This window comes from Pseudomonas sp. LjRoot71 (genome assembly GCF_964253255.1).
Taxonomy (GTDB): Bacteria; Pseudomonadota; Gammaproteobacteria; order Pseudomonadales; family Pseudomonadaceae; genus Aquipseudomonas.
Genome location: NZ_CAXURA020000001.1, coordinates 1603301 through 1630260, shown reverse-complemented (window position 1 = coordinate 1630260; position 26960 = coordinate 1603301). Strand labels below are relative to the sequence as shown.

Sequence of the window (26960 nt, the reverse complement as noted above, 5' to 3'; positions counted from 1 at the left end):
GGACGCCCGCAATAACTTCGCCCCCATAAGAGGGAAGCTCGTGATGATCCAGCGTACCGATGTCCTATTCCTGTCCGGCGAAGTGCACTGTGCAGCCTGGCTGTATCAGCCGGAACGGCAAGAGCCCCATCCCGTCATAATCATGGCCCATGGCCTGGGCGGCACTCGCGAGATGCGCCTGGATGCCTATGCCGAAAAATTCTGCAGGGCCGGCTATGCCTGCCTGGTATTCGATTATCGACATTTCGGCGCCAGTGAAGGCCAACCTCGACAGCTGTTGGATATCGCGCACCAGTTGCAGGACTGGCGCTCTGCGGTGGCTTACGCCAGAACCCTAGACAGCCTGGATGCAACGCGCGTCATCCTGTGGGGCAGCTCTTTTAGTGGAGGGCATGTCCTCGAAGTGGCAGCCGCAGACTCCGCTATCGCCGCCGCGATGGTCCAAGGTCCCTTTACCGACGGCCCCGCTGCCTGCCGGGCCATGGACACCTTGAGCCTGCTCAAGGTGGGCGCGCTGGCGCTGGCAGATATGGTCGGTTCCATGTTCGGCGCCGCACCGGTTATGGTCAAGCTGGTTGGACCCAGGCATTCGGCAGCGCTCTTGACCGCAGCAGATGCAGAACCTGGCTACCTCGCCCTGAAGCCGGAACACTGTTCCTTTCAGAACCAGGTGGCGGCACGCATAGCACTGTCGGTTCTGCGTTACTCGCCAGGCAGGCAAACCGCAAAAATTCAGTGCCCAACGCTCTTCTGCATATGCCGGACCGATAGCGTGGCCCCGGCTGGCCCGGCACTGCGCTATGCCGGACAAGCCCCGGATGGGGAAGTACATCTGTGCCAAGAAGGCCACTTTGCCATCTACCTAGATGAAGCCTTCGAACAGGTCAGCGCCCGGCAACTCGACTTCCTCAAACGGAAGGTGCCGTTCCCGTAGCCGTTATCCCTACCCTTCGCCTACAGGTTGACCAAAAGCTCGCATCCAACTCGCTCGATCAAGTGCAGCTCCGGCCGCGCGCTGATACGCACCTGATGGAGGGGGCGCCAAGCAACAGCTTCGCTAATATGGTGCGGATGTACTAGAACCTCTTGGGTGGCGGCGCCACCGAGCGGTAACAGAGGCTTTTAATACAACCACTCTCGCAGCCAGGTCAAGATCCTGTCCTGGGAGCGCAATGGTTTCTGCCTGTAGCCCAGGCGTCTTGAAGCCGAGCGTTTCAAGACCAAGCCCGATGTGAGTGACAAGGCCACCGGACTGTGCTGCTGTTGGCGCACGGGAAGGTGGCACGACTCCGAGAACAGGTCGCCCTGCTGCCCACAAAGTCCGAGCGCAGCCCAAAAGACGCCAACTCGCCGCAGCTGGCCATTATGGCAGAAGAGAGCTGCTCGAAGAGCCCGCAGCCGCGTCAAGCGAAGCCGAAGAAGTCGTTACACCGGCCAAGCGTCGAGGCAAGCGCAAGCCGCTGTCTCCGCCACATCCGTAAGACCTACGTCTGCGAAGCAGCGCCGACCCGCCGCAACTGATCGAGAAGAGCCTGGCCAGCCCCAGCGTGCTGGCGATACTACTGACCGCCAAGTACGCCAACGGCATCCCGCTGTACCGCTTCGAGAAGATGCTCAGCCACCACGGCGTCGACATCCCACGCCAGCCCCTGGGGCGCTGGGTGATCCAACGTGGCGAGCAACTGTAACCGCTGCTCAATCTAATGCGCGACACGCTGCTGAAGTAACCGCTATTGCACTGCGACGAAACATGCCTGTAGGTGCAGCATGAACCGGGATACGATTCCAGCGCGCAGTCCTGGATTTAAGTACAAAGCGGTGGGCCACCACCCGACAAACCGGTGGTCCTTTTCGACAACACCGCCAGCCGAGCGCAGGAGGAGCCCTTGCGCCTGCTCGACGGCTACTGCGGCTACATGAGTACCGACAACTACGCCGGTTACAACGCCGTGGTCATTCAAGAGGCATCAAACACCTGGTCTGCTGGACGCATGCTCGACGCGAGTTTGTCGACGCGCAGAAGGTATAGCCCAAGGGCGTGATTATCCGCTGCTACGCCATTTCATCCGGTATTGACCGGGGCTTTCGCCGGTCCATTGCTTGAACGCCCGGTGAAACGCGCTGGCCTCACGGAAGCCGGCCTTCTCGGCAATCGCCGTGATGCTCAGGTCGCTGTTGCGCAGGCACTCGAAGGCGATGGCGCGGCGCACCTCGTCCTTGAGTTCCTGGAAGGAGAAACCCTCGCGCTGCAACTGGCGGCGGAAGCTGGCGATGCTCAGGGCGCGCTGTTCGCCCATGTCGGCCAGGGTGGGCCAGTGCTCGTAACTGCAGTTGCGCAACTCTTTGTATACCTGGGCACTGAGCCCCTGGCGGTTGCTGAAGCGTACGATCAGCCATTGCGGTGAGGTGCCGAGGAAGGTTTTCAGCGAGGCCAGGTCCTGCACCACCGGCAGGTCGAGATAGCTGGCGGCGAATTCGATTTCGCTTTGGGCGGCCTCGAATGTCAGGTTCGGCCCCCAAAACAGATGGTCGTCGCCATGCGACGGTCGAGGGTGGGCGAACTGCGAGCGGTCGATTGGAATGCGCCGCCCCGCCAGCCAGCACAGCAGGCCAAGCACCACGGTCAGGTAGATTTCCTCGGTGACGCCGCGCGCCAGCGGGTCTGGTTGGCGATTGTGCAGGCTGATCACCGCGCGGTCGCCACGTACCGACAGGCTGCCGCGGATATCCCGCAAGAACAGGCCCAGGCCGCTCAGGCACTGGCGCAGAGCCTGGCCAACGTTGTCCGCCTGGATCAGGCCGCGGCAGATCAGGGCAAAGCTGCCCAGCGGCATGCCGTGCGAGTCATAGCCGAGGAACTCGTCGTTCAGTTCCTCGGCTATGGCCAGCCACAGTTTGGCCAGCTGCAAGGCCGCGACCCGGCCCCTAGGGTCGTCCAGAAGCTCTTCGGCAATGCCTGCCTGGCACAGCAGTTGCGCCCGGCGCTGCGGATTGTTGCGCAGTCCGTAGAGGGCGGCCCGGACGAAATACACGGCCACCGAGTCCTTCTCTCGCATAACGCTCGCTCGCTGCGGTCAGTTGCCAGGAGTGGCAAAAAGCATCAGTCAAATCGGTCATTTTCGGCATAGGCCGGGGCCAATCGCCTTTTCTATACTAATCCAGGCTTGAGTGGTGCGCGTGCCATCACGGTCGCGCCGCTCGGCAAACAGCCGCATCTCACTGCCACCGGAGTCTCCCATGCCTAACCCCGAAGTCTATATCGTCAGCGCCGTCAGAACCGCAATCGGCTCCTTCGGCGGCACGCTCAAGGATACCCCACCCTGCGAATTGGCCACGACCGCGGTCAGCGCCGCCCTGCAGCGTAGCGGTTGCGCCGCCGAACGGGTCGGGCATGTGGTGATGGGCAATGTCATTCCTACCGAGACGCGCGATGCCTACATTTCCCGGGTGGCCGCGATGAATGCCGGTATCCCCAAGGAAGTCCCGGCGTTCAACGTCAATCGCCTCTGCGGTTCCGGCCTGCAGGCCATCGTCTCGGCGGCGCAGAGCCTGCTGCTGGGCGAATGCGATATCGCCATCGGTGCCGGCGCCGAGTCCATGAGCCGCGGCCCGTACCTGCTGCCGGGGGCGCGCTGGGGTGGCCGCATGGGCGACATGCAGGCCGTCGACTACATGCTCGGCATCCTCCATGATCCGTTCCAGCGCATGCACATGGGCATCACCGCCGAGAACATCGCCGAGCGCCTGGGCATCAGCCGCGCAGACCAGGATGCCCTGGCACTGGTAAGCCAACAGCGGGCGGCGCGGGCGATTGCCGAAGGACGCTTCGCCGGCCAGATCGTGCCGGTCGAGATCAAGAGCCGCAAAGGCACCCAGCTGTTCGAGGTCGACGAGCATGTGCGCGGTGAGACCTCGCTCGTCCAACTGGCGGGCATGCGCACCGCGTTCAAGCAGGGCGGCACGGTCACCGCCGGCAACGCCTCGGGACTCAACGACGGCGCGGCGGCGGTAGTGCTGGCCACAGGCGCGGCGGTGCAGGCCGACAACCTGCGCCCGCTGGCCCGCCTGGTCAGCTACGCGCATGCCGGCGTCGAGCCCGAGCTGATGGGCCTGGGGCCGATCCCGGCCACCCGTCTGGCCCTGCAGCGGGCCGGCCTGAAGGTCGCCGACCTAGATGTGATCGAGTCCAACGAAGCCTTCGCGGCCCAGGCCTGCGCCGTGGCCCGCGAGCTGGACTTCGACCCGGCTAAGGTCAACCCGAATGGTTCGGGCATCTCCCTCGGCCATCCGGTCGGCGCCACCGGGGCGATCATCGTCACCAAGGCCATCCACGAGCTGCAGCGCACCCAGGGCCGCTATGCCCTGGCGACCATGTGCATCGGCGGTGGCCAGGGTATCGCCGCGATCTTCGAGCGCGTTTGAGCAGGCAGGAGAGCAGGACCATGAGCGACGAACGTATCGGCGTCATCGGTGGCGGCATCATGGGCAGCGGTATTGCCCAGGTGTGTGCCCTTGCAGGTCTGTCCGTCGCCCTGGTCGACATTTCCGAGGCCGCCCTGGCCAAGGCCATGGCGACCATCGCCAGCGGTCTCGGCCGGCAGGTGGAGAAGGGCATGCTGAGCGAGCAGCAGCGCGCCGAGGCGCTGGTGCGCATCGGCACCAGCACCGACTATACCAGCCTAGCCAGCGCCAGCCTGGTGATCGAAGCGGCCACCGAGAACCTGGAGCTGAAGCTGCGCATTCTCAAGCAGATCAGTGAGCAGGTCGCTGCCGAGGCCATCATCGCCAGCAATACCTCGTCGCTGTCGATCAGTCAGCTAGCGGCCATTGTCAGTCATCCCGAGCGCTTTATCGGCCTGCATTTCTTCAACCCGGTACCGCTGATGAGCCTGGTGGAAGTGGTTCGTGGGCTGGCAACCGCCGAGGCGTGCCATGCCCGCACCCTAGCGTTTGCCGAGCGCATCGGCAAGACCGCGATCAGCGCCGGCAACCGTCCGGGTTTCGTGGTCAACCGCATCCTGGTGCCGATGCTCAACGAGGCCATCTTCACCCTGCAGGAGGGCCTGGCCAGTGCCGAGGACATCGACACCTGCATGAAGCTGGGCTGTGGTCAGCCCATGGGGCCGCTGGCGCTGGCCGACCTGATCGGTTTGGATACCCTGCTGGCGATTCTGGAGTCCTTCCAGCAGGGCTTCGGCGACCCCAAATATCGCCCGCCCTCCCTGCTCAAGGAACTGGTGGCAGCCGGTCGCCTCGGGCGCAAGAGTGGCCATGGCTTCTATCGCTATGGCTGACCATGGGCCAGCGCTGGCGTTTTCCGGGAGGCATGTCGGCATGAATACCAAGCGATCGTACCCTGACGAGTCAGGGGCAGCGCTCTCGCGACTCGAGCAGATCCGCGGCAAGGCGCTGGAACTGTTCGCCGAGCGGGGCTTTGCCGAGGTGGGCATGCGTGAGCTGGCCCTCCATCTGGGGATAGGCGCCGGTTCGGTGTACCACCATTTCGAGAGCAAGGAGCAACTGCTGTTTGAGCTGATCGAGGAGCTCTATGAAGACCTGCTCGAGGCGGCCCTGCTCAGCGACAAGGACGCCGTGCACGGCCGCCTGCAGGCCTTGTTGCGGGCCCATATCGCACTGCACGAGCACCGTGGTCTGCATTTCCTGATGGCCGAGCGGGAGTATCGCTGTCTCTCGCCGCAGCACCAGGGCCAGATCCGGCAGATGCGCGGGCGTTATGAGGAAAAGCTCCTGGCGCGCCTGCTGGAGGCCGGCGCCAGCGGCCCGCTGCCGGTGCTCAAGGCCACCGTGCAGGCGGTCGTCGCCTGGCTGAACAACCTGCCGGCCTGGCTGGATCAATCCGGTTTGAGCCGGGCGCAGCGGCAGGAGGTGATCTGCGCGATCGTCCTCGGTTCCCTGGCCGGCGTTCTCAAGCAGCCGAGCGCGGCTGCAGATGGCGCAACCGTAGTGCCGTTGCGCTTTCCCGGGGCCAGCCTGCGCGGCTGACCCTTCTATTAACCGGGGCATGTTCCATGCCCTCGCATTACCTGAGTGACTCAAGCATGTCTGATTACCAAGCTCCCCTACGCGATATGCGTTTCGTGCTCAACGAAGTGTTTGAGGTCTCCAAGCTGTGGGCCGAACTGCCGGCCCTGGCCGAAGTGGTGGACGAAGACACCGCCAACGCCATCCTCGAGGAATCCGGCAAGGTCGCCGCCGAGATGATCGCCCCGCTCAACCGCAGCGGCGACGAGGAAGGCTGCAGCTGGCACGACGGCGCAGTGCGCACGCCGGCCGGCTTTCCCGAGGCCTACAAGACTTTTGCCGAGGGCGGCTGGGGTGGCGTCGGCGGCGACCCGCGCTTCGGCGGCATGGGCATGCCCAAGGTAATCTCGGCCCAGGTCGAGGAGATGGTCAACTCGGCCAACCTGTCCTTCGGACTGTACCCGATGCTGACCGCCGGTGCCTGCCTGTCGATCCTCAACCACGCCAGCGAAGAGCTGAAGCAGCAGTACCTGCCGAACATGTACGCCGGCGTCTGGGCCGGCTCCATGTGCCTGACCGAGCCCCACGCCGGTACCGACCTTGGCATCATCAGAACCCGCGCCGAGCCGCAGGCCGACGGCAGCTACAAGGTCAGCGGCACCAAGATCTTCATCACCGGCGGCGAGCACGACCTGACCGAGAACATTATCCATCTGGTGCTGGCCAAACTGCCGGACGCACCGGCTGGCCCGAAAGGCATCTCGCTGTTCCTGGTGCCGAAAGTCATGGTCAATGCCGACGGTTCGCTGGGCGAGAAAAACGCGCTGTCCTGCGGATCGATCGAACACAAGATGGGCATCAAGGCCTCGGCCACCTGCGTGATGAACTTCGACGGCGCCACCGGCTGGATCGTCGATGCACCGAACAAGGGCCTCGCCGCCATGTTCACCATGATGAACTACGAGCGCCTGGGCGTCGGCATTCAAGGCCTGTCCCTGGGTGAGCGCAGCTACCAGAACGCTGTGGAATACGCTCGTGACCGCATCCAGAGCCGTGCGCCAACCGGCCCGGTAGCCAAGGACAAAGCCGCCGACCCGATCATCGTGCATCCGGATGTGCGTCGCATGCTGCTGACCATGAAAGCGCTGAACGAGGGCGGTCGCGCCTTCTCCAGCTACGTGGCCATGCAGCTGGATACCGCCAAGTACAGCGAAGACGCCACCACCCGCAAGCGCGCCGAAGATCTGGTCGCCCTGCTCACCCCGGTGGCTAAGGCCTTCCTCACCGACATGGCGCTGGAAACCACCGTGCACGGCCAGCAGATCTTTGGCGGCCACGGCTTTATCCGTGAGTGGGGCCAGGAACAGCTGATCCGCGACTGCCGCATCACCCAGATCTACGAAGGCACCAACGGCATCCAATCGCTGGACCTGATGGGGCGCAAGATCGTCGGCAGCGGCGGCAGCTTCTACCGGCACCTGGCCGACGAGATCAAGACCTTCGTCGCCGACGCCGATGCCTCGCTGGCCGAGTTCACCCAGCCGCTGGCCGCCGCGGTGGCCAACCTCGACGAGCTGACCGCCTGGGTGCTGGACCGCGCCAAGGGCAACCCCAACGAGATCGGCGCCGCCTCGGTGGAGTACCTGCAGGTGTTCGGCTACACCGCCTACGCCTATATGTGGGCGTTGATGGCCCGTGCTGCGCTGGGCAAGGTAGACCAGGACGAGTTCTACGCCAGCAAGCTGGGCACAGCGCGTTTCTACTTCGCCCGCCTGCTGCCGCGCATCCACTCGCTGAGCGCCTCGGTCAAGGCCGGCAGCGAGAGCCTGTATCTGCTCGGCGCCGCGCAGTTCTAAGCGGCATGAGACAGGTCTGGTCCAGCTATTAACTTAAGGTTGTCATGTACATTAATAGGGAGGTTGCGGTAGGGATGGCAGTTACCTGCCATTCCCCGCACAGATCCGTAAGTGCGGAACTACCGCATACGGTTCCTGCCTCGGGTAAAAGGCTAGAAATGGTGTCGGGGTCAGGAAGGTGTATTGGCCGGACGGATACCAAGCTGCAGGCTTTTTGAATTTCGTACTTGCTCAGCGCCGACGTGGATGAGCTCGACGAAGTTAAGCTGGGGCCATTAGCTCAAATACAACACGCGATTGCGTATGCATTCGCTGATCTGAGACGTCCGATAGCATACGAAAAGCGTTTGTGGGTTTCAGAAGTACCTTTACCAGGTTTGATCAGCTTGAGATGCCTTCTAGCAGAGTTCTGCGATCACTTCAGGACATCACGTATACGCTGCTTCCAGTCGTTCACCCTGGCATGGTTGGTGCTGGATTGGCTTTCTTTCGGGTGATGTACGGAGTGCAAAGGCTCACAGAAGTCCGCCATATTGCTTGGCCAGCGCAACGAGCCCTTCACTGTATTTTTCAAGATCCGGCCTATGCATTTTTCTACCTCAACATCTGCTTTGAAGCCCATGACTCGCGTTGACATGGTCTTACGATTGTCTGAGGTATCTATTTCTAGAAGGTAGCGTTGATTACCGTTTTTCAGCTTGAACATTGCCATCAAATAGCAGCGTGGCTTTTCGTGATCAAACATATGGTAGCTGCAGCGCGGAACAGGAGGCAGTGGCTTCACATACAGTGATACCAGCGCAATATCGGACTCGTGGGGGATCTGCTCAATGATTTCACGGAGAAGCGAGAAGCGACCAACAAACCGATCATGCTCCTTGTCTTCGTCCTTGTCTTCGTCCTTGTCTTCGTCCTTGTCTTCGTCCTTGTCCTTGTCCTCTATCTCTCCCAGTTTCTGGAACTCCCCTGGAGCTGTGCTGCCGTCGCTCACGGGATCAGCAACACCGAGGAGTTTGCTTTCTTTGCCCGGAGATTGCTCATCATTGACCTCCTTGCCATGACCGCTGGCATGCTCCCCGTTGAAGGCAATCATCGTATTCATCTGAGCATCAAATTTGATTCCCTCCACAGGCAAATGAATCAAACTCGGCTCCTTCGCGGCAGTGGGATCTTCTTCAGCATCCACCTCAACTTCGTCAGCCCCCGATGGCACAGTTCCGCAGCCGGAGTTCTCTCCCCTAACTGGTAACTTGAGAGCAGGGTGATGGAAGAAAATTTCTCCACGATGGCTAAACTGTAGTCCCTGGAGCGTTTCGATCTCCCAGACCAGCAACTCTTTGCTTTCTGGATCAAAGGGGCCTCGCACATCCATCATGGTACCCGCGATAGAAGGAGGTGCCTGGAAGTCGAACTGCCATCTGGCATAAGCCGATTTTTGTGATACCTGCTCTTGCGCTTGGTTGAGGCTTTTCCAGATTGACTCGAAGGATCGCTTCACATCCTGAGTCAGCAGCAGCCAACTTAAATAGTCTCTGTACGCCTTGACTTTGAGGAGCCTACTTGGCGCGCCTGTCTTAGGGGGCGTATGAATATGAACAACATCGCCCTCGTTATAGATCGTGAAGGCCATGTCTAGGCCATTCGGTACAAAGGCTGCACGGACTATAAAAGCCGCGTGAAAGTATAGTTTTCGCGCAAGCTCAAATTTCGGTAGCCAGACTGTCAGGCCATTAACCTCGAATACAAAGCATCGCTGTGCAGATATCTCAGGATTTGCTGCCAGCCTTCTGGCCAGACGTGGACACTCGCCCAAATGTTTTTCCCGCCAGGTATCTATTGCAGGCAGCACCACCGTTTTCTTGAAACCACTGGAGCGGAAAGGAACCCCGTCTGCCCCAAGAAACTCGCGACCAGTCGCGAGGACACAGGACATTTCCAATGGGAGCTGCTTGAACTGCGGCTGGCCATCGCACTCAAACAGTGCCGCCATGCACCACCGAGCCTCCGGAGAGGGTGCTCTGTAGAAATTTCCAATAGCCCGCAGCTTAGATCCGGTCTGAATCTGACGGAATAAGGTCCTATTCAATCCATCTTCCTATCAATCGAATGAACTCAGTAGTCAGCGGTGCCTCCCTGCTTTTTTCCAACCCACAACGCTTTTCTAGCTTCCAGCGCCTAGACGGCATGGGCATACCATCCATTACATCCTCCTGTACGGCTACAGTCAGGCGACGGATCTGATACTCGCCGACGGATTCGGCATAACGATCCAGGAAGGTACGGCACGTAGGCAGTTGATCAAGATGGTGCTCGACTGATGCCCGGTGGGGTAACTGCTGCAGGAACCAGTTGCGGCTCCTGCGTGGAAGACTCAGATTTTCTTCGCTGTTTCTGCCAATCCGAATCAGCAGGCGCACCAACTTCCTGTCGCGTGCTAGCCAGTCTATGTGCCTGTTGTTACCCTGTCGACGCTGCCTTGCCTGGTTCGCAGCCATCAACCAACTTCGGTCATGACGATAGAGCCAGGCATAACATGCCTCCCCTCCGTGTTGTCTAGCTGCCTTGGCTCCAGCGTTCCTATCCAGTGCCTGCAGCCAAACAGCTCGGTACAGCTGCTTTTGCTCAAACACGTCGGAGAGCAGCTGCATTGAATGTTCGATGGAAAGATCGACCTGGCGAGTCTTCGCCTCGCCGATCAGATCGCTAGCATGCTGGCCGGGGCGCAGGCTTGTCCAAATGATAAGATGCTGCAGCGCACTAAATCCCTTGCGATGCTTCCTGAACATCGCCAAAAGCCAGGGCGGAGGCTCCCCGGTTGCTAGCAAACCGTTCGCAACAAGCCAATCCCTATGGTGAGATGCTAGGATCTTATCCCATAAGACCTCGGCTCTGACCTGTCGGCCGCGCCTGGCACCGCACTCTTCTGCCAAGTACCGGTACAGGTTAGTCCAGTGCCCGTAACCAGTCGATTGCGCCTCTTCGAGCGCCAGAAGTTGCGTAGCTGCCTTGGCGAGCCTGATTGCCTCTTCGCTTGCGAGTCTAGCGCGAACATTACGGGACAAAAACAGTGGAGAAGCTGGGTGAAACTCGTGTCGCTGCGCTCGACGGAACGGAATGGGTGAATCCAAGAGCTGACAGGCATGCTCGGGACAAACGTCTATTCCTTGCATCTGCCAGCTACGCCGCCAGTAGGGCTCACCGAAACAGGCGGCCATGTCCTCGAAACAGACAGGGCAGTAACGCAGCCACTCGGGCCACTTGACCAAGGCCGTCGAAGCCCCTGCAAGACCGATGGTCGACCGATCAGCAGCGAGCATGGCCTGGAAAAGGTCAGTACGACGAGCCTGTGGAATGAAGGGGGCATAGAGCGGAAATAGTGTGTGATGCATTATCACGTTCGCCGTATCCAGCCCAGTATTGTTCGCCAGAGCGGTCAGATGCGTGGGCAGGTCGGTTATAGCGGCTACCTTACTGTCACCAAAAAGCATGTGCAGCAGCGTTTTATGACTACCTATCCCCAGATGTACCCTGCACCGAGCAATGCCACTGTAGAGCAGCTCGTCCGGATAAAGCCTGGGGAAATATATGTCAGCTCGCCTTCAATAAAAGCCGCAGATCGAGGATCAGGCCGGCCTGTTTAAATCTGTCGTAGACCTCACTCTCAGACCCGTCAGCATAACGCCTGCGCAGATCCTCCTCGGATAGGCATCCCCACTCTGTCCGCTTTAACCTGGAAATACTGGGCTTTTTGGGGATATCCTGCACGAGGTAGGCCGTGGCCTTATGTATCAGGGCCGCCATCGGGATACCCGGATTCTTTGCCAACAATTCGTCAGCCATGGGAATAGCGATATCCATAGGGATATCCATCTCTTCGAGCAGGGCGGCCAGTCGCTTCGCCTTGTCATCAGCCGAAGGTGTCGGCGGTTTCGGTTGGGCGACGTTATCCAGAGAGCGCGTCAATGTCAGCAACCGTCCCTCGATCTCAGGCATCAGCAGGTCGTCATATTTGGCGATCAGTTCGGGTCTACCGCTCCGTAAGGCAGCCAGCATGGGCTGGACCGGTTTGAACTCGTCCTCGAAAACCTTGCGTAGCAACAGTGGCTTGATGCATTCGACGCTAGTCACTATCGCCCGGATCTGCGCCAACGCGAACAGCTTGATGACAATGTCCATAACCCCCTGTGTGAGGTCGTACATAGTCGATTCCAACTCGTCGTCCAGCGGCGCCGCATTTCGCAGCCACTGGTACTTCCAGAGCCGCTTCAAAAGGCGCTTCCAGTGCTCATCCCGAGGCAACCTGTCCCAGCGAATGCTGCCCAACCCGGAGACTCGACGCGCGGCTCGGAATGTGCGCTGAAAGAACTTACTGGCTCGGTGGGTCCCGACCTGAATGATCGGAACACCGATGGTATTCACTAGCGACACGAAGAAATTGTGCATTTTCTCGGCACCACCGGAGCGGGCCTCGTTGAGGTTCTGAACCTCGTCGATGATCAGCACACCAAGCGCGTGCAGGTTGGCCACCTGGCACATGGATGCCATCAGGCGCTTGGTGCCCAGTTTCTTGCGACCATGGCTGCGGCTATAGGTTGTACCAAGAATCTTGTCTACCTCGTTGAAGAAACTCAGGCACAACTCATCCAGGTCACCGTCGATGGGACAGTCGACCTTCAGGTAGACCAGCTGGGTGATGTTGTAATCTGGGTGATGTAGAGCCTGGGGGTACATGCCCAGAATCCGCTCAAGAGTGCGCGTTTTCCCGCAACCTGAGCAGCCGAATAGCGACAAGCTGTTGGCCGTGGAGGAGACACTCTGGTAAACCACCGCATCCAGATTCTCCTCCTCGATCCGGCGATAGCCATTCTGCAAGTGAGCATACCAAGCGCCGCAGGCAGGATTCCGACCGATGTAGCCCTGACGGATCATCAGGCTGATCTTGCTCTCCAGCTCCAAGTGGTGGCTGAGCGGCTGGAAGAAGCCGTGCAACAGCCGGGCGATTGCATGAGCCCTGAGCCTACCATCCAGGAGTACCTCCTGCGGCTCGAAACTGGGAAGCTTCTGCAACAAGCCGACCACCTCCTGCAGATCAGGTATCGGGGGCAATGCGCTGATGAGTGGATTTTCCTGATATTCGGGAAGCTGCTGCTCATGGTAACGAGCCGGGGGGATAACTCCGCGCCGGATTTCTTCAGTCATCGCCTTCCTCCTTGAATATCAGGTCACTGAGATCTGGGAAGGCATAGTCTTCCTGCTTTTCGCCTCGCAGCGGGATAACTTCGGCAGGTATTTCTTGCTGCACTTTCGCCGGTTTGAATGCCGTTTTCCGGCGTTCCTGACGCTTTTCCTGCTGCTTGTTCTCACGGATCTGGGTTCCAAGATCCTTCTTGGTCATACCCGTTTTGACCGGACTAGCATCCTCTGCCTGGGCAACGATGGACTCGATCCGCTCCAGAAGCTTGCCTCTCTCCATTAAGGCCTCCGCCGCCGCGTTGGCATCGCTACGACGTTCCTCTCTGGACAACAGCCAGACATCCCAGAAGGTCATCCCCCTGAAACGTCGACTACGGTCAGCAAGATCGCAAATCCAGTAGTCCTTGAGGCTATTAGATGGCCGCAGATAGATGTGGTCGGCGCTACGCGGATCGTATGCGACCGTTACCCCTGTCGGCCTACGCCCCTGGCCTCGGTGAAACCAACCCTCCTTGATTGCTTCCTGACAGGTGTAGAAGCAGCCGAACAGCCTGATTCCCAGCTCCGAAACCGTGGCCTGATCATGAGGTAAAAGGTTGATCCGGACCAGATCTTCAGGTGCAGTGCGCAACCGACCAGTTAGGTTGGCCAGCCCCCAACTCCACAGCATGGTAGGTATAGCCGGCAGACCGCCCGGCATACCAGCAGCTCTGTCGTACTTGCCCAGCGTATGAAAGTTGTTATGCCAGAGTACGCCTGCGATGATGATTCGAGTGAACTCGCCTAGCGTCAGACTGGCATCGAGCCTGTAGTCGTGGCCACCTCTTTTCCGACTTGTGGTATCTCCGACCACGCCGCTGGCATAGGGCTTGAAATTCTCCTGTACCGTCCGGAAATAGCGCTCGACGATACCCTTGGCATCCCCGCGCCTGGCCGGCGCATTCTCGATACGAACACCGAATGCTTTGGAAAATGCTTCGACCTTGGTGCCGTTTAGTTCGCCCTTGTCGGCCAGAAACGCATCCGGCAAGCCCTTAACCGGCCAATCGCCAACATCGATATCCACGCCATACTGGCGGCAGTACTCGACCTTGTCGGTGACCGTGTTGGCCAAAGCCACCATTGCACTGACCCAGGAAGGTCCCTCGAAACCGACGTACATGCCAACAACCATACGGCTGAACACGTCGATCACCATATACACGACGGGCCTACCGACGATGCGGCTGCGATCCTGCTCTGAAATCAGATAGATGTCAGCTACGGTAGCGTCGATCTGATAGCGGTACCCAGGGCCCAGAACTTCGGCCGTCGATGTACTTGTGATCGGACGGATGTCCTTGGCGAAATCAACGGCGGACATCCTGTTTGGTAACGTTTCCGTGAAGTGGTATTCACGTTTGTAGAAGTAGCGGAACTGCTCCAAAGTCGGCAGCTCGGCGACAGACCGCATCGGTAGGACTGCATGGAGCAGATTCAACCCGGATGCGTAAGCGTCTGGGATGGACGGATGTTTTTGCTTTAGTAAGCGCTCATCGATGACTCGACGGAAAATACGTTCCACGTCCGGTGTGACGTTGCTCCCCCGCCCCTCTCTCACAACCCTGGGTCTGCCCAGCTTGGCTTGGCTTGGTTTTCGTCGTTTTCCGAGCGCGCCCGAATTGACGTAGTCCGGCAATAGGGCGTTCCTGCACATACCCCGCTGCCAATAGCGCCTCAACAGCCTGTATGCCGTCTGCTTAGTAACACCATGGCGTTCCATGATGCCTATGAGGATTTGTCCTCTTGATTTGCGAATGAACAACCCAGGGTTTTGAGCGACATCCGCAAGCATTTCCCAGGCAGCATCGCGCTTCTGCTGATCAAGAGAGCCTTCTTCCACCTCCCGCAGAACCGCCTCCTCGAATGGGTCAACAATACACACTAGCTCCCCGTCCAGAAGCAGTCGTTGAAAATGAGCCTACGCTACTCATGGCTCATCAGGTTTCAACGCCAGAGGCCAATTCTGGATTCGCCATACTATTACGGGAGGGAGCTACACGGCTGTCTCCAACTCGTCCGACTGTGTAACGGTTAACTATTCGTACTGAGTCTATAGTATTGGCGGTAGGTTATTTTCGTGGCCATCCACCGCAGGCTGGTGGCCAGATATTTTGTCGCACAGCTTAGCGAGCAAGGAGCAACGCAATGGTGTCAATAAACACGGTTTCTAGCTCAATCGCCGGCTCAGCTGGCTCGGTTGAACCCAAGCCAGTTAAGTCTTCGGCTACTGGCTCCTCTTCTCAGAATGAGACACTTGTCAAAAAACAGGAATCGGCCACAGTTAGTATCAGTGGAAGAGCCACAATGCTTTCCCGTTTATTTCATTCAGATGGCTCTGTTGAGCCAAGAATAGAAACAACGACGACTACAAGGAACACTTCTGGCAGTGTTTATAATTTTCTTACCAAAAGTGACAGGGAAATGCTGTCAACCGTTTATGAATATGCAAGTGCAAACGGAATAGATCCGCTTAAAGTCGATGGCCTGGCTTTTGATCTTGGGGTCTACCGAAGGGCCGGCCCCGGAGGGCCTCTGGACGGTGCAGGAAAGGCATATGATCTTCAGGGCAACCCCTTCATTCCTGAATTCAATGCAGAGGATGAGGCTGTTGCACAGAGAGTGCTAACCAGTAAAGCAATGGGCGATACCTTGATTGATCGTGGCTTTCTGGAAGCCGTATTTAGTCCGACAAGGATGTCTGTACATGCGTCAGACTTCTCGTTTCTGGAAAACATCGCCTATGCATTCTCAGCATCTGGTTCTGATGGCGCTACTGACCCTAGTGCCAAACCAGTTGTTCGATACAATGCTGAAGATTTTCCAGCACTAAATTTGGATTATCAGGTCTTAGATTCAGGTAGCAAGACAATGTTTTCTAGGCTATCGGGAAATGAGTTAACAAGGAATGTTGGCGCTTTGGGTACGCCCTCTACTAATGAGGGCATAAGTAAGCTTATGGACTTGTTAAGCGATAGTGATAAGGACATGCTCAATAAACTTTATGCCATTACCCAGAGCAAAAATGAAGACCTCTCGAAGTTAGATAATATAGCGCTTATGATTGGGAGCTATCGAATGATTGGTCGGCTCCCATAAGCACGGTGGCGAGCTGCTAGGCGACTTAAGTAATTCGCAGGGTCTGTGCTAATAGTTAAGAAGACCTTAGCCGTGCCGAAATACTGAATCGCCACTAGTTTTGTAGGCATTCGATGACCGCTTTTGGCCGGTTTCTGCCTGTGGCTGCCGGAGTACTGGTTGCCAGCTATGTCGCAATCGCCCATGCGGCACGGTAGTCGTGTCGCAGATTTTGGGCCCCAATCTTGAATAGCAACGCCCCTTGGATTGGCTCGCTACACATCGGGCCGGCCCAGAAAAGGTGAGTCAGGAACAGGTCGTTGATATCCCCGGAAAGACCAGCAATGATCCCAGGCGTGGAGATGAAGAAGGAGTTATGATCTTCATGACACGGCTTGGCCTCTTTCTGAATTGAGTCAGTGGAGCCGATCAGGCGTCGGATAGAAGCCCTGAGGCAGAAATGCCTGATAGTCCATTAGGGATTGGTATCCACCTGGGTGGAACGAGGCGATGACATAGAAGCTTCCTGTGTATGTGTGGAGCACCCAGAACTCTCCCTCCAGTTCGATACGCAGGATGTCCGAGGTGCGGATCAGACGCCCATCGGCAAATCGCCCACCGAGCGGATCAGCCCTGACATGTCGATGCATTACTCCCAGGCAGCAGCATGCCGCGATATGGGCATCAGTGAGATAGGCCGTGACCGGCTGGCTGAAAGGGTATGCCTGAGCCTTGCGCAGCTTCCGCATATTCTCGGGAGAAATTGGGCGCATTACTGCTCCTCACAGATCAATGATCAACTGCTGGTTGAGGCCGTGTGTTCACCGGGATACTCAATGGCTTAAATCAGGCATGCGATGGTGTCGGCGCTGGCAGGCTTGCGAGTACCGGGGCCCAGTAGCAGGTACACAGAATTGAGCGTTCTGAAATGAAATCCCTCGCTGAACTGATGCAGTAGCGAAGTTCTCACGAAGTCGCCGACATCCCATCGTCGCTCGCTGTCGAAGACAACCTGGTGCGCATAGATCAAAGCCGGCTGGCGTTGTGTCTTCTCCAGGGCATGCCGTTGAGCGTCCGTGGTCTCTATATCGAGCCACAGCCAGTCACGCACCAGGCAAAAATTTCCATAGGGGAAGTTCTTTCGGGCATAGCTGAGTGCCTCTTCGTCGGACATGGGGCTGCCGGGCATGGACACCCCTACTGCGTAAAGTAGCTCTGTGATTTCTTTCAGTGAATTCATGGTTGATTGATCCATATCCTCTGAGGATGGCTTGTGACATTCCGGGCAATAGCTGGGGCAGCTAGCTGCCCACTACCGCTCATGGAGTCTGCTGCATGTTGCAGGCCTGACGTGCTAGGAAAGTGCTTGCTGGCGCAGCTGAGTGCCTTTTTATCCGACATTGAGCTGCCTGGCATAGGCAGGCTGAAACCCGGAAAAAGTTCAGCCAGCGGAGTGAGGTCGGCCATTTTACTTAGCCCAGCCCGGGTAGGTGTAAGGGAAGTCTGGCTCTAGTCGCGCGAGTTGGAGTGCGCTTGTGAGGGCTTCTGCATCGGCGAAGCCTGCACGACCTGACCCTTTGCCGATTGTCGTGACCAGATGCTCCATGATCAGTTCCAGTCTCTTGGTCGCCGACCTGAGGCTAAGCAGGTCCAGGTTGGCGATGACATTGCACAGTACATCTATCGCCTGCGGCAATTGATCAATCGAGACGGTGCCGAAGGTGCCCCCGAAGACTGTCGTGAATTCTCGCTCCATCCTTGCGACCCGCGTGATTTGCCCGTTGGGGGCCCCGTGCATGCTCTGCCAGAGCGTTATTGCGTTAAGGATTTCTTGGGGCGTGGGAGTTAAAAACTCTTTTGGACGTTTGGTAGTCATGACGGCGGCCCTGAGTTAGAGCGCCGGTTGGCGGTTTTTTTGAAGCGAGGAGAGCATCTTCCTGAGAGTGTGGACCATCTGTTCTTGTTTCTTGAACAGCTGTAGTGATCTTCGCAGATCAGCATTTTTCTCCAGCATCTGTGCGGTGTCTTGATCGGCCCTGTTCCATGCAGAGCGATACTTATTAAGGCACTCAATGGCTGCGCGTCTGCTATCCGGGCAAAGTTGATCCAGGATGTGGTCAATGAAGTCTGGGGTTAGTCGTAGCGGCAAGTAGTAGAGCGAGCCCCCAGCTTCCTGTGCCTCTTCAACACGGAGTTCGCCTCCAAACTCTGTGATGGCAAGCTCTGCCAGGGATGTTTGTGCGCCGAACAACTGAAGCAGCGATTTCAGTTCCACGCGGAGTTGCAGCGATTCCATGTTCATCTTGAGCTGAAGCTTGCCGCCTGCGGGTGTGGTTTGTGTCGTGGTGTTCATGGGCTTCTCCAGTAATTTGAGAATCTGATTTGTATTTATTGACAGCGGTATGTGGCTGGTGGTAGCGAAACAAGGTAATGCTATGCCATCACGATGTGTCGCGTCAAAGGTGGCTTGATACTTCCTTTTCTGAGCGCGATAGATGAGCTACGAAAAGGTGTTGGGTGAGGTAGTTAGAGACGTGAGGCTTCGGGCTGGCCTCACGCATGAAGCTTGTGCTGAAGTCGTCAACGCTACCCACTTACGTCAGATCGAGAAGGGGCTGGCCGCAGTCAGAATTGACACGCTGGTAGCCCTATGTGGAGTGCTGGGCGTTTCACCGAGCCAATTGCTTTTGGTTGCTGAGGCGCGCTCGGCTGGTCAGGCGGTTGAAGAGCACCTTGGCGCGAACAACAAGCAAATTCGGTTGCTTCTGGAGGCCGGGCGGTTCGAGCCTGTCACCTCAAAAGATGCAGCGAGAGGAATTCGTGGCCAGAAGGCTGATGCGACCCGCGATGAGACTCGTCGATTGCAGACCGAAGGCCTATCTAAAGCTGATATCGCGCGTCAGTTAGGCGTTACGGTGAGGACAGTCGAGCGTTATTGGGTCAAGCCTGCCACTCAGAAGTGACTAGGCGGCATTTAAATTGGGTTTCACGTCTTATGCGACATCGTCCGTGTGTTGCTGCGGGAGAGTGCGACAGCTCAAGTGAGTCGCAAACGAGGTGCGGCAATACTCACTGCGTGTCGCGCTTCCGGCAATACGCAGCTCCTTTCTCCGGCCTGAACACCTAATCCCGTACCCGTTTGGGCGGTAGCACAAGCCCATTGGCGTGCTGCCTGGGTGTCGAGCTGCGAGCTAAAGCGCTCGTTTCGTTCCGTCGCAGCAAAAAAGAAACGGTACGCAAAACGGTACGCAAATTTTTTATCGAGCCCATAAACGAAAAAAGGCCAGCACGGTGGCTGACCTAAGTCGTTGTTTTATATGGTGGGCCCACACGGACTCGAACCGTTATGTGGTATTGAAATAGCCCGATATTTAACTGTCCGTCCGGTGGTAAATGCAGAGTGAGTCCCTGTTAGCAAGGGACTCACAGCTATTTAACCATCTTATGGTATTCAGTAATACAAATACAACACCGGTGTTGTATTTGTATTGCTAGCAGCTAGAGCGCTGCTAGCTGTCGTATGGGTGAAATCGTTCGTGAATCTCTAATGCAAGTGATGCCCCTACCGGGATGTGATCTCTCCAGGCAATCAAAAATTTGAAACTGTATTGAATTGACCAGCATGTGTATGGGGCTTGTCTATGAACGCTGTGCCCGCGCTGCTGATATCATTGAACGGCTATCCCATAACGGCTGGTATCGATGACAAAGCCTTCTGAAAACGCCGCTATACACGATCTGATTGGGTCGGCAGCCAGCGCTCTAGATCCAATCTTTTCTGTAGCCGGTGTCGGTTCGGAATTCGCCACTACCCATGGTCTGCCCGAACGAGTCAGTGCCCAATTGGCCATGGCCACCATAGAACCACTGGGCGCCAACTATTCAGCTGCTATCGCAGCAGCCAGCGCTTCTATCCGTGACGCCCTAAAGCCCACCATGGCCATGCAATCAGCATTGGAGCGTATCCGCCCATTCATGGACATGCAGGCTCAGCTCTTTCCTGTCAGCTCAATTGGCGCTGAGTTTCGCGCTCAGGTAGCGGGGCTAACTCAGGTTAGTCAGATCGCAAAAGAGATGGCCTCCGTACAGTCCCTCCTCAGCCCCTCTGTACTAGCCGACACCAAGTCGATCCGTGAGATGTTTAGTGTGGTGGAGCCTTTGAGAGGCGCCTCGTTGGTGGCTGCTGAGCTAGCGGCAATTGCAACTGCAAATTCGTTCAGCACCTATCCGAGGATGGCTGAACTGGTCTCAATGGGCTCGTCCCTGTTCAAAACGGGGCACCTCGCTGAAGTCGCAGATATCGAGTGGGACGCTCCTGCATCTAGCCAACTACTTTCGACCATTGCAGCGGCGGCTGAAACGCTAAAAGAAGCACCTGTCCCCGTTCCGCACCCGACCGACCTGCCTGATGCCAGTAATGATGGTGACGGCGGACTCGCCTCTACACCCCAACAGCTCCAGAGTGAGTTGGCTGATGCAGCCTCGACGGGAGACCTGTCAAAGCTAAGCCCAGCGGCGAAGGCCTACTTCAAATGGTTTTGCTGGTTTCTAGGTCTGCTTGCCACCTACCTTGCAGCCCAAAATGCCGTTCGCGAAGAACTGTGCTTTCTACAACCCAAGATATTGCCTGGCATGACAGCAGGGCAGATGGGCAAGACAGTGAGAAAGGCGCTGTGCGAAGCCACGTTTGTCATTGATGGCGACTACCGATTTGTGAAAGGGGTAGGAGTGCGGCTGAGAGAGGGGGCCGGCACCAAGGCCGCAGTCCTCCCTGTTCACCTGGCCGATGGACAAGTTGTTGAGGTGCTCGACAGTAGCAATCCGGATTGGCTCCATGTCACCGTCATTGCTGTGGGTATAGAGGGCTGGGTTTCACGAAAGTACACGAGAGTTTTAAGTCTGAATTAATATACCCATATTGAGGGAGAACCTTTCCCTCAGGTGTAAATCCCCGCATTGAATGGCAAACTCTGGCCAGATAGGCCCCTTAACTTTTCATCAGGAATCAGCATGTCGATTATCGCCGAATATAAAGCATTAGAAGCCCAGATCGCTGAGCAACAAGCGCGCCTCGAAGCCCTAAAAAATGACCAAAAGCTCCAGAAGGAAATCGAGTTTGAAAACAAACTCCGCGCCTTGCTCGCCGAGTTCGGCTATTCCCTTCGCAACGTCATTGCCTTGCTCGATCCCCATGCAGGGAAGGCAGTGATTGCACCAGTCAAAGGTAGTCGTCGCGAGCGCGCCGTTAAGTGCTACAAGAATCCAAGCACAGGCGAAGTGGTCGAAACTAAAGGCGGCAATCAGAAGGTGTTGAAGGCTTGGAAAGCTGAATATGGTGCTGATACCGTCGAGGGCTGGCTGCAATGAACTCGTTTCGAGTTAATCAGAGGGCCGCGTAAGCGGCCCTTGTTATTTTGTGCCAAAACTCGCCCTCAACGACAACAGATCTTCGGTCTTCTGGAGGAATTGTCATAAAAAGCTCGAATAAAACAGCAGCAGTAGAGCAGGCCTGTGGGTTTTTACTTAAGCATGAGCTATCACCATATGCGATGGTTGGTTCAGTATCAAAGATAAGACTCGCAATAGATTTATAGAGACTCAATCAGGCTTAATACGCTACCCGCTGTTTGAGCTCCATCAATCGGGTTGTTATCGAACACCATCATGTAGTGATAGCGGTAGCCTGTCTCATGGGAAATCTGATTGGCTTGAGCTTCCCAGATTTTTCCAAGTTTGAGCTTGTCTTTAGAATCTGAGTTATCTCTGTCATCTCCCTTTGTTTCAACAATAATTATATTCTTGCTCTCGGTGAGAACAATAAAGTCAGGGTAATGATTCAGGAATCCATTGATGACGAAGCCTTTTCCTCGTTCAAGATTCCTGTGCCACCAGACTATGTTTTCTAGGTCAGCCACGCCGCGAATAACCTTGCTCTCCAAGTTGTTCACACTACCTTCCGTGACATAGAGGCTCTTACTTATTGCAGGAGCATTGTCGCTTGGCGCAATACTTGGCGGTAGTGAGAAGGAAGGGCGGAGCTTGATTTTCTGAGTTGTCAGCCAGTTGCCGAATTCCTTGGCGGCATATTCATTGGCAAGGCTATGGATCTTGTCTTTGATTAGCTTTACATAAGCGTAGTCGCGTTCAAGGCAATCTGCTCGTTGATCCGCATTCATTGCCTCAAGAATACGAGTCAGGTAATGTTTAATATCGTTGTCCTCAATTGGGTAGAAGGTGTTCTTCCCAATCAGACCAAACAGCCGAGCAACGATAGAGGTAATTTGACCTGAAGTCGGTTGGCTCTTGATGATGCTATTCAGCTTCTCCTTCTCCGCTTTTTTCACTGCCTTGAAAGCTGGAGCACTCTCACCTTTACCAATTTCTTCTGCATCTACTGCATACACGTCTGATTCAATAGCAGTGAAGCTGATAGTGGCATCGAGGTTTCCCAGTACGAAGTTAGACAGCAAGTTTTCTTTGGAGAGCTTGTGCCATTCATCACCACTGTCAAAGAATCCACCATCAGAAGGCAATTTGATGAAAAACTGAGGCAGCTGAATTGCTTTTGCCAACTCTTCATAGATTGGCTTTATCTTGTGCTCATTCATATGCGCCTTCAGTTCTTCAGGGCAACTTTGACCATTTGCAGCATTGGCCTGTTCTTCAAATTGTTGAGCTTGTGCAACAGCCTGGGCCTTGATTGCCTCAATGCCAGTTGTGTCGCTTGCAGTAGATGTCGCCTGCTGAATACCACTGGTATCCACATTTGCAGCTTGTTCTACAGCTTGGTGTTCCCAGTTAGGATTGAGCTTATTTTTCTCAATATCAAGATCCTTGCTTTCGTCCGTTTCAGCAGGGTTTACCTCACCAGTGTGAGGAGTTAGATTCAGTTCATTCTGTGTGGGTGAAGGAGTAGGCGCTGGTTCATACTCAACTTTCGAAAGGTCAATTTCTCTGTAATCCCGCTTGGAGAAACCTGCCTTGTTGAGACCCTCAACAACCTGGCTCAAGGTGTTCTGGAAGTGGCTGGAAGAGGTAAACACATAGCTCAGGTTCAGCAGCTCAATGCTGTGCTTTCTGGTATAAGGCATGCGTAGAACACGCCCCAGTATCTGAGTAACATCCACCACAGATGACTTGTTTGCTAGTGTTGCAAGAACGTAAGCAAACGGGCAGTCCCAACCTTCTTTCAGTGCGTTGACCGTAATGATGTATCGTACTTGGCAATCACGACTCATCAAATCAACATTCTTTAGTTCGTTGATATTTGCAGTTTTGATGGCAATGTGTTCAGGTGGGATGTTCAGTTCAAGTAAAATATCCCGCACCTTCTCAAAGGTGGTTGTGTCATCTTTGTTCTTCGGTTCAGCCTGGAATAGTACGATAGGGCGAATGTAGCCACTACCTTTCTCTTCCGCTTTCTTGGCAAATTCTTCTAACTGGCGCCGCATGTTGAGGGCCGCCATGATCACATCTTCTTGACTTCTTTGATTGGCAACAATCACCGGAAGCTTGACCATGTTTTGCTTCTTGAGCCGCAAGGCATCCACATAGCTGATGATGTTGCTGTTATCTCTTGGTGTAGCAGTCAGGTCAAAAATGAAGCTTGGATTAATGTTGCGAAGCATATCAACAGACAGAGTGCTTTCAGCATTGTGGCTTTCATCAACAACCACAACTGGCTTGAGGTTCCGCATGACATTGATGAGCGCTGAGGGGTCAGTTCCATCTAGTGGCTCAATAATTTGACCATCATCATTCAGGAATGATGCAAGGTAGCCATTCTCTTGAAAGGCTTTGCGGTTCTCTTTGTTGGTGGCCTTGAGTGAGTCAAACGACATCACAACCACTGAAAGCTGTTCCTTGACGGTGTCAGCATTGAATCCTGCACCCTGAAGCACATCAGCTTTCTCATAAATCTGCACACGACCATTGAAGAGGTCATTCAACCTCTGGCGGTATGGGTGGTCGATGTTGGACAGATTCTTAACCGTCTGTTCAAGGATAGTTAGAGAAGGAACCAGCCACACCACGAACTTAGGACGGGTAGGATTGTATTCTGCGAAGGCAGAAAAAATCCTGTCCAAGGCATTCACTGCAATGAAAGTCTTGCCACCAGCAGTGGGCACCTTGACACAGACATGAGGCACTTCTTTGATGTTGTTCTTGTAGGCTTGATTAAGGACGCCTCGATCTTTCCAAAACTTTGTGAAAGCATTGAGAAGATGCCCCTTGCACTCAAGCAGGGTTTCCAAGTATTGGCTGAGGTCACTCAGTACATCAGCTTGGTAGTCTTTGAGTTCCATATTTAATCTTCTTAGAATCGTGTGATGTCACGAGGAATTCGCTTGAAGGTAATTCCATGCTTGCAAAGGAAATCCTTGTCCAAAGCACACTTGTCCGCATAAATCACAAATTGTTCAGGTCTGGATTGCAGGTTCTTGACTTTCAGTTGTCCAAGAAAATCAATATCAAGTGTCGTCACCCGATCTTCTTCATAGTAGAAAATAAACAGGGCCGTATTTGTTGACCCCAAAGCATAGGGGCTTACAGGATTTTCAGTCCCTAACCGTTGCCCGGTCGGGATGTTCTCAGTGTAGGCTACATAGCTTCTAATGGCTTCAGCACCAACTTCTTCATTCAGGCTTTTATCTTCTTTGAAGAGAGCAGCCCCAACCTTATAGAAGTCAAAAGATCCACCTAGGCCTGCTACAATTTTATTTCCTTCACTATAACCATCTATAACGCGGCGAATTCGTTCAGCAGTTATAGTCTCTGCATAATCCATCATTTCAGACAAGATGAAGCGACGATTGCCACCATCTTGAGCATTGAGATTCAAGACTGCATGAGCAGTTGTTCCACTGCCGGCAAATGAGTCAAGAATAATCGAATTTTTTGTGGTTGCTAGCCGAAGAATTTTCTCAATTAGAAGTACCGGCTTCTTTCCGCTTGGGAATTGAATTCCACCTTCCTTTGTTAAGTTGTTTAGTGGGAAACCATCCCAGTAGGTGCCTGCTTTCTCAAGTTTAACAATTCCCTTACCCCTCTTGACGGCGGTATCTTTAAGCCAGATAACCCTTCTAATTGTTGGGCTAATGTAATAGTGTTGAACTAACGTTCCTTTGGCGCGTCCCGATCTAGGTACATATTCCGCAATAAGCAGTTCATCATCTTCTAGTGAAACAAATTCATCCATTATTCGTGTTCGAATGCTGGTCTGGGCATTTGTGTCAGAGAAAATCCAGTTGAAGTTATCAAGGTATGCGTCTTCACGCTCAACACCACTTTTAACAAGAGAATTGACGGTTGTTCTCTTTACGCTTTTGTATTTTTTAACCTTGATTTCATCGCCTGCGCCATCTAGGACTACTCGTTCTTCAACAAAGTCGCCTTTGCTCAAAAGGACACTTGTGTACTTCCAGCTTTTACCTTCGGACTCCATGTCGTCAATGATATCGAACAAATTCTCTTCATCATAAACATCATTGAACTTATCAAAGCCGCCTTCGCCAGTTCTGTCGCGGGTGTAAATGAGGATGTTTTCGATGTTTTTCTTAAGTCTTTTGTCTTCGCCGCCACCAGAAGCCCCAGCAGTCAACTTCATCTTGACGCAGACTTCATTGATGTAAGAGTCCCTGCCAAAAATTTCATCCATTAATACTTTGGCATAATGAAGTTCATCGTCATTTAGCTGAAGGAATAAAACGCCATTCTTTGCTAGTAAGCGATGCAGTAGCTTCAGTCGTGGGTACATCATGCACAGCCACTTATCGTGCCTGCTTAAATCTTCACCTTCTTTCCCTACTACTTGACCCAGCCATTTCTTGATTTTTGGGTCGTTCACATTGTCGTTGTATATCCAGCTTTCATTGCCTGTGTTGTAAGGTGGGTCAATGTAGATGCAATTAACTTTGCCTTCAAACTCGGGAAGAAGGCTCTTAAGGGCTTCTAGATTGTCGCCATGAATGATTCGATTATTTTCGGAGTTAGCAGGAGTGCCTTCTTTAGCTTTGAAGGTGTATTGCTTGTCCAGCAAACGGAATGGCACATCATGGTGGTGGTTGACCACCTTATTCTTTCCGACCCAATGAAGTGTTGGCATATATTTGTCTTTTTCTCATTTGCTGGCATCTAAACCAGCTACACGTTTCTTGAATTTGATTTTGCCAGTATTTACCCGCGTCTTCATTACACTTCCGCAGAAGGGCGGGGTTTTTAAGCAATCTAGATTTCAAACCTCTTGAAGCCGGATGACACTAACCTCGTTCTGCTGTCTCGTCAGGCAGGTAGCTTCACCAGCTGCATAGGCTTTCGGTTCATCACGAGCATATCTGTAGTCATGCTCATAGCACAGCGCCTACATTGGCCTCGCTAGGGCGTTTCGAAGAGCGACGATATCTGGAAATAGCCATGCGGTGCGAATTGGCCTAGATTTTTAGGCGCGCATTATCCGCTATTGGCCGGCTCTAGCTCCGTCGCAATTGTCGATTTCCCACCAGAAATGGCCAATTTTAGGGGATTTTGCTCTATGTGCCTCTTAGGGAAGCCAGCACTGGTCAGTAATCATGTATCCAGGCATGTTCCACTGGTGGTGTCGTGGTCACGACATGGCCCCGGCCCTCAGCCACCATGCACTCCAGCGCCGAGCTCTCTGGCGTATCGAGCCAGAGCGATCCCCGATCCTTGTCGCCTGGACGACCTTCCTTCTACATGAAACGCTGAGCCATGGCGAAGTCACGGTGAGGTTGATATCTACTTCAACCGCCTGCTTGCACCGCACTGAGCTTTGCTAACCCCCCCTGGGGCCCA

General features: G+C 55.1%; 20 protein-coding genes and 1 pseudogene. 10 read left to right on the top strand and 11 right to left on the bottom strand.

Features of this window, described 5'->3' with window-relative positions:
• Nucleotides 1-43 precede the first annotated feature (43 nt).
• Both ACSQ17_RS07790 and ACSQ17_RS07785 read left to right on the top strand, forming a co-directional pair.
• Complete coding sequence (locus ACSQ17_RS07790; protein ID WP_203477135.1) at nt 44-934, top strand: alpha/beta hydrolase; 891 nt, start codon at nt 44-46, stop codon at nt 932-934.
• 320 nt (nt 935-1254) lie between these two features.
• Nucleotides 1255-2026: pseudogene (locus ACSQ17_RS07785) on the top strand (IS66 family transposase); the annotation flags it as partial.
• A gap of 16 nt (nt 2027-2042) precedes the next feature.
• Here the strand turns inward: ACSQ17_RS07785 and ACSQ17_RS07780 are convergent.
• The gene (locus ACSQ17_RS07780; protein WP_203477133.1) at nt 2043-3056 is read right to left on the bottom strand and encodes an AraC family transcriptional regulator; all 1014 of its coding nucleotides are present in this window, start codon (nt 3054-3056) and stop codon (nt 2043-2045) included.
• A 181-nt stretch (nt 3057-3237) separates the two neighbouring features.
• Between ACSQ17_RS07780 and ACSQ17_RS07775 the strand changes: the two genes are divergently transcribed.
• The 4 genes from ACSQ17_RS07775 to ACSQ17_RS07760 are packed head-to-tail and all read left to right on the top strand — an operon-like array spanning nt 3238 to nt 7838.
• The gene (locus tag ACSQ17_RS07775; RefSeq protein ID WP_203477484.1) at nt 3238-4422 is read left to right on the top strand and encodes an acetyl-CoA C-acyltransferase family protein; all 1185 of its coding nucleotides are present in this window, start codon (nt 3238-3240) and stop codon (nt 4420-4422) included.
• A 20-nt stretch (nt 4423-4442) separates the two neighbouring features.
• Entirely contained in the window at nt 4443-5294 is an 852-nt protein-coding gene (locus ACSQ17_RS07770; protein ID WP_203477131.1) for a 3-hydroxybutyryl-CoA dehydrogenase, read from the top strand.
• Between the two features lie 40 nt (nt 5295-5334).
• On the top strand, nt 5335-6003 hold the full coding sequence (locus ACSQ17_RS07765; RefSeq protein ID WP_203477129.1) for a TetR/AcrR family transcriptional regulator: 669 nt from the start codon (nt 5335-5337) through the stop codon (nt 6001-6003).
• Nucleotides 6004-6059: 56 nt separating this feature from the next.
• Nucleotides 6060-7838: an acyl-CoA dehydrogenase C-terminal domain-containing protein gene (locus ACSQ17_RS07760; protein ID WP_296277326.1), complete on the top strand. Its 1779-nt coding sequence runs from the start codon at nt 6060-6062 to the stop codon at nt 7836-7838.
• Nucleotides 7839-8253: 415 nt separating this feature from the next.
• Here the strand turns inward: ACSQ17_RS07760 and ACSQ17_RS07755 are convergent, their stop codons facing one another.
• The 4 genes from ACSQ17_RS07755 to ACSQ17_RS07740 form a co-directional block, all read right to left on the bottom strand.
• Nucleotides 8254-9828, bottom strand: a complete 1575-nt coding sequence (locus tag ACSQ17_RS07755) for a Tn7-like element transposition protein TnsE (RefSeq protein WP_436068180.1) — start codon at nt 9826-9828, stop codon at nt 8254-8256.
• 88 nt (nt 9829-9916) lie between these two features.
• On the bottom strand, nt 9917-11425 hold the full coding sequence (locus tag ACSQ17_RS07750) for a TnsD family Tn7-like transposition protein (protein WP_296277629.1): 1509 nt from the start codon (nt 11423-11425) through the stop codon (nt 9917-9919).
• Nucleotide 11426: 1 nt separating this feature from the next.
• Nucleotides 11427-13037, bottom strand: a complete 1611-nt coding sequence (locus tag ACSQ17_RS07745) for an ATP-binding protein (RefSeq protein WP_296277324.1) — start codon at nt 13035-13037, stop codon at nt 11427-11429.
• The gene (locus tag ACSQ17_RS07740; RefSeq protein ID WP_436068179.1) at nt 13030-14955 is read right to left on the bottom strand and encodes a Mu transposase C-terminal domain-containing protein; all 1926 of its coding nucleotides are present in this window, start codon (nt 14953-14955) and stop codon (nt 13030-13032) included. The genes ACSQ17_RS07745 and ACSQ17_RS07740 overlap by 8 nt, the downstream gene beginning before the upstream one ends.
• 422 nt (nt 14956-15377) lie before the next feature.
• On the opposite strand from ACSQ17_RS07740, the gene ACSQ17_RS07735 reads away from it, so the two are divergent.
• Nucleotides 15378-16169 (top strand): hypothetical protein, encoded by a 792-nt coding sequence (locus ACSQ17_RS07735; protein ID WP_436068178.1) that lies wholly within the window; start codon nt 15378-15380, stop codon nt 16167-16169.
• Between the two features lie 395 nt (nt 16170-16564).
• Here the strand turns inward: ACSQ17_RS07735 and ACSQ17_RS07730 are convergent, their stop codons facing one another.
• The 4 genes from ACSQ17_RS07730 to ACSQ17_RS07715 all read right to left on the bottom strand — a co-directional run bounded on the left by ACSQ17_RS07730 (nt 16565) and on the right by ACSQ17_RS07715 (nt 18501).
• On the bottom strand, nt 16565-16921 hold the full coding sequence (locus ACSQ17_RS07730; protein WP_075750106.1) for a hypothetical protein: 357 nt from the start codon (nt 16919-16921) through the stop codon (nt 16565-16567).
• A 68-nt stretch (nt 16922-16989) separates the two neighbouring features.
• A complete protein-coding gene (locus tag ACSQ17_RS07725; protein ID WP_075750104.1) occupies nt 16990-17388 on the bottom strand; it encodes a DUF6957 family protein in 399 nt (132 codons plus the stop codon).
• 228 nt (nt 17389-17616) lie between these two features.
• Complete coding sequence (locus ACSQ17_RS07720) at nt 17617-18024, bottom strand: hypothetical protein (protein ID WP_436068177.1); 408 nt, start codon at nt 18022-18024, stop codon at nt 17617-17619.
• Between the two features lie 15 nt (nt 18025-18039).
• The gene (locus ACSQ17_RS07715) at nt 18040-18501 is read right to left on the bottom strand and encodes a hypothetical protein (RefSeq protein ID WP_075750100.1); all 462 of its coding nucleotides are present in this window, start codon (nt 18499-18501) and stop codon (nt 18040-18042) included.
• 142 nt (nt 18502-18643) lie between these two features.
• Between ACSQ17_RS07715 and ACSQ17_RS07710 the strand changes: the two genes are divergently transcribed.
• The 3 genes from ACSQ17_RS07710 (at nt 18644) to ACSQ17_RS07700 (ending at nt 21515) form a co-directional block, all read left to right on the top strand.
• The gene (locus ACSQ17_RS07710) at nt 18644-19111 is read left to right on the top strand and encodes a helix-turn-helix domain-containing protein (protein WP_017675687.1); all 468 of its coding nucleotides are present in this window, start codon (nt 18644-18646) and stop codon (nt 19109-19111) included.
• 739 nt (nt 19112-19850) lie between these two features.
• Nucleotides 19851-21056: an SH3 domain-containing protein gene (locus ACSQ17_RS07705; RefSeq protein ID WP_436068176.1), complete on the top strand. Its 1206-nt coding sequence runs from the start codon at nt 19851-19853 to the stop codon at nt 21054-21056.
• Between the two features lie 102 nt (nt 21057-21158).
• Complete coding sequence (locus tag ACSQ17_RS07700) at nt 21159-21515, top strand: histone-like nucleoid-structuring protein, MvaT/MvaU family (protein WP_436068175.1); 357 nt, start codon at nt 21159-21161, stop codon at nt 21513-21515.
• A gap of 221 nt (nt 21516-21736) precedes the next feature.
• Here the strand turns inward: ACSQ17_RS07700 and ACSQ17_RS07695 are convergent, their stop codons facing one another.
• On the bottom strand, nt 21737-24454 hold the full coding sequence (locus ACSQ17_RS07695) for a DEAD/DEAH box helicase (RefSeq protein ID WP_436068174.1): 2718 nt from the start codon (nt 24452-24454) through the stop codon (nt 21737-21739).
• 11 nt (nt 24455-24465) lie between these two features.
• A complete protein-coding gene (locus ACSQ17_RS07690) occupies nt 24466-26253 on the bottom strand; it encodes a site-specific DNA-methyltransferase (RefSeq protein ID WP_436068173.1) in 1788 nt (595 codons plus the stop codon).
• Between the last annotated feature and the right edge of the window lie 707 nt (nt 26254-26960).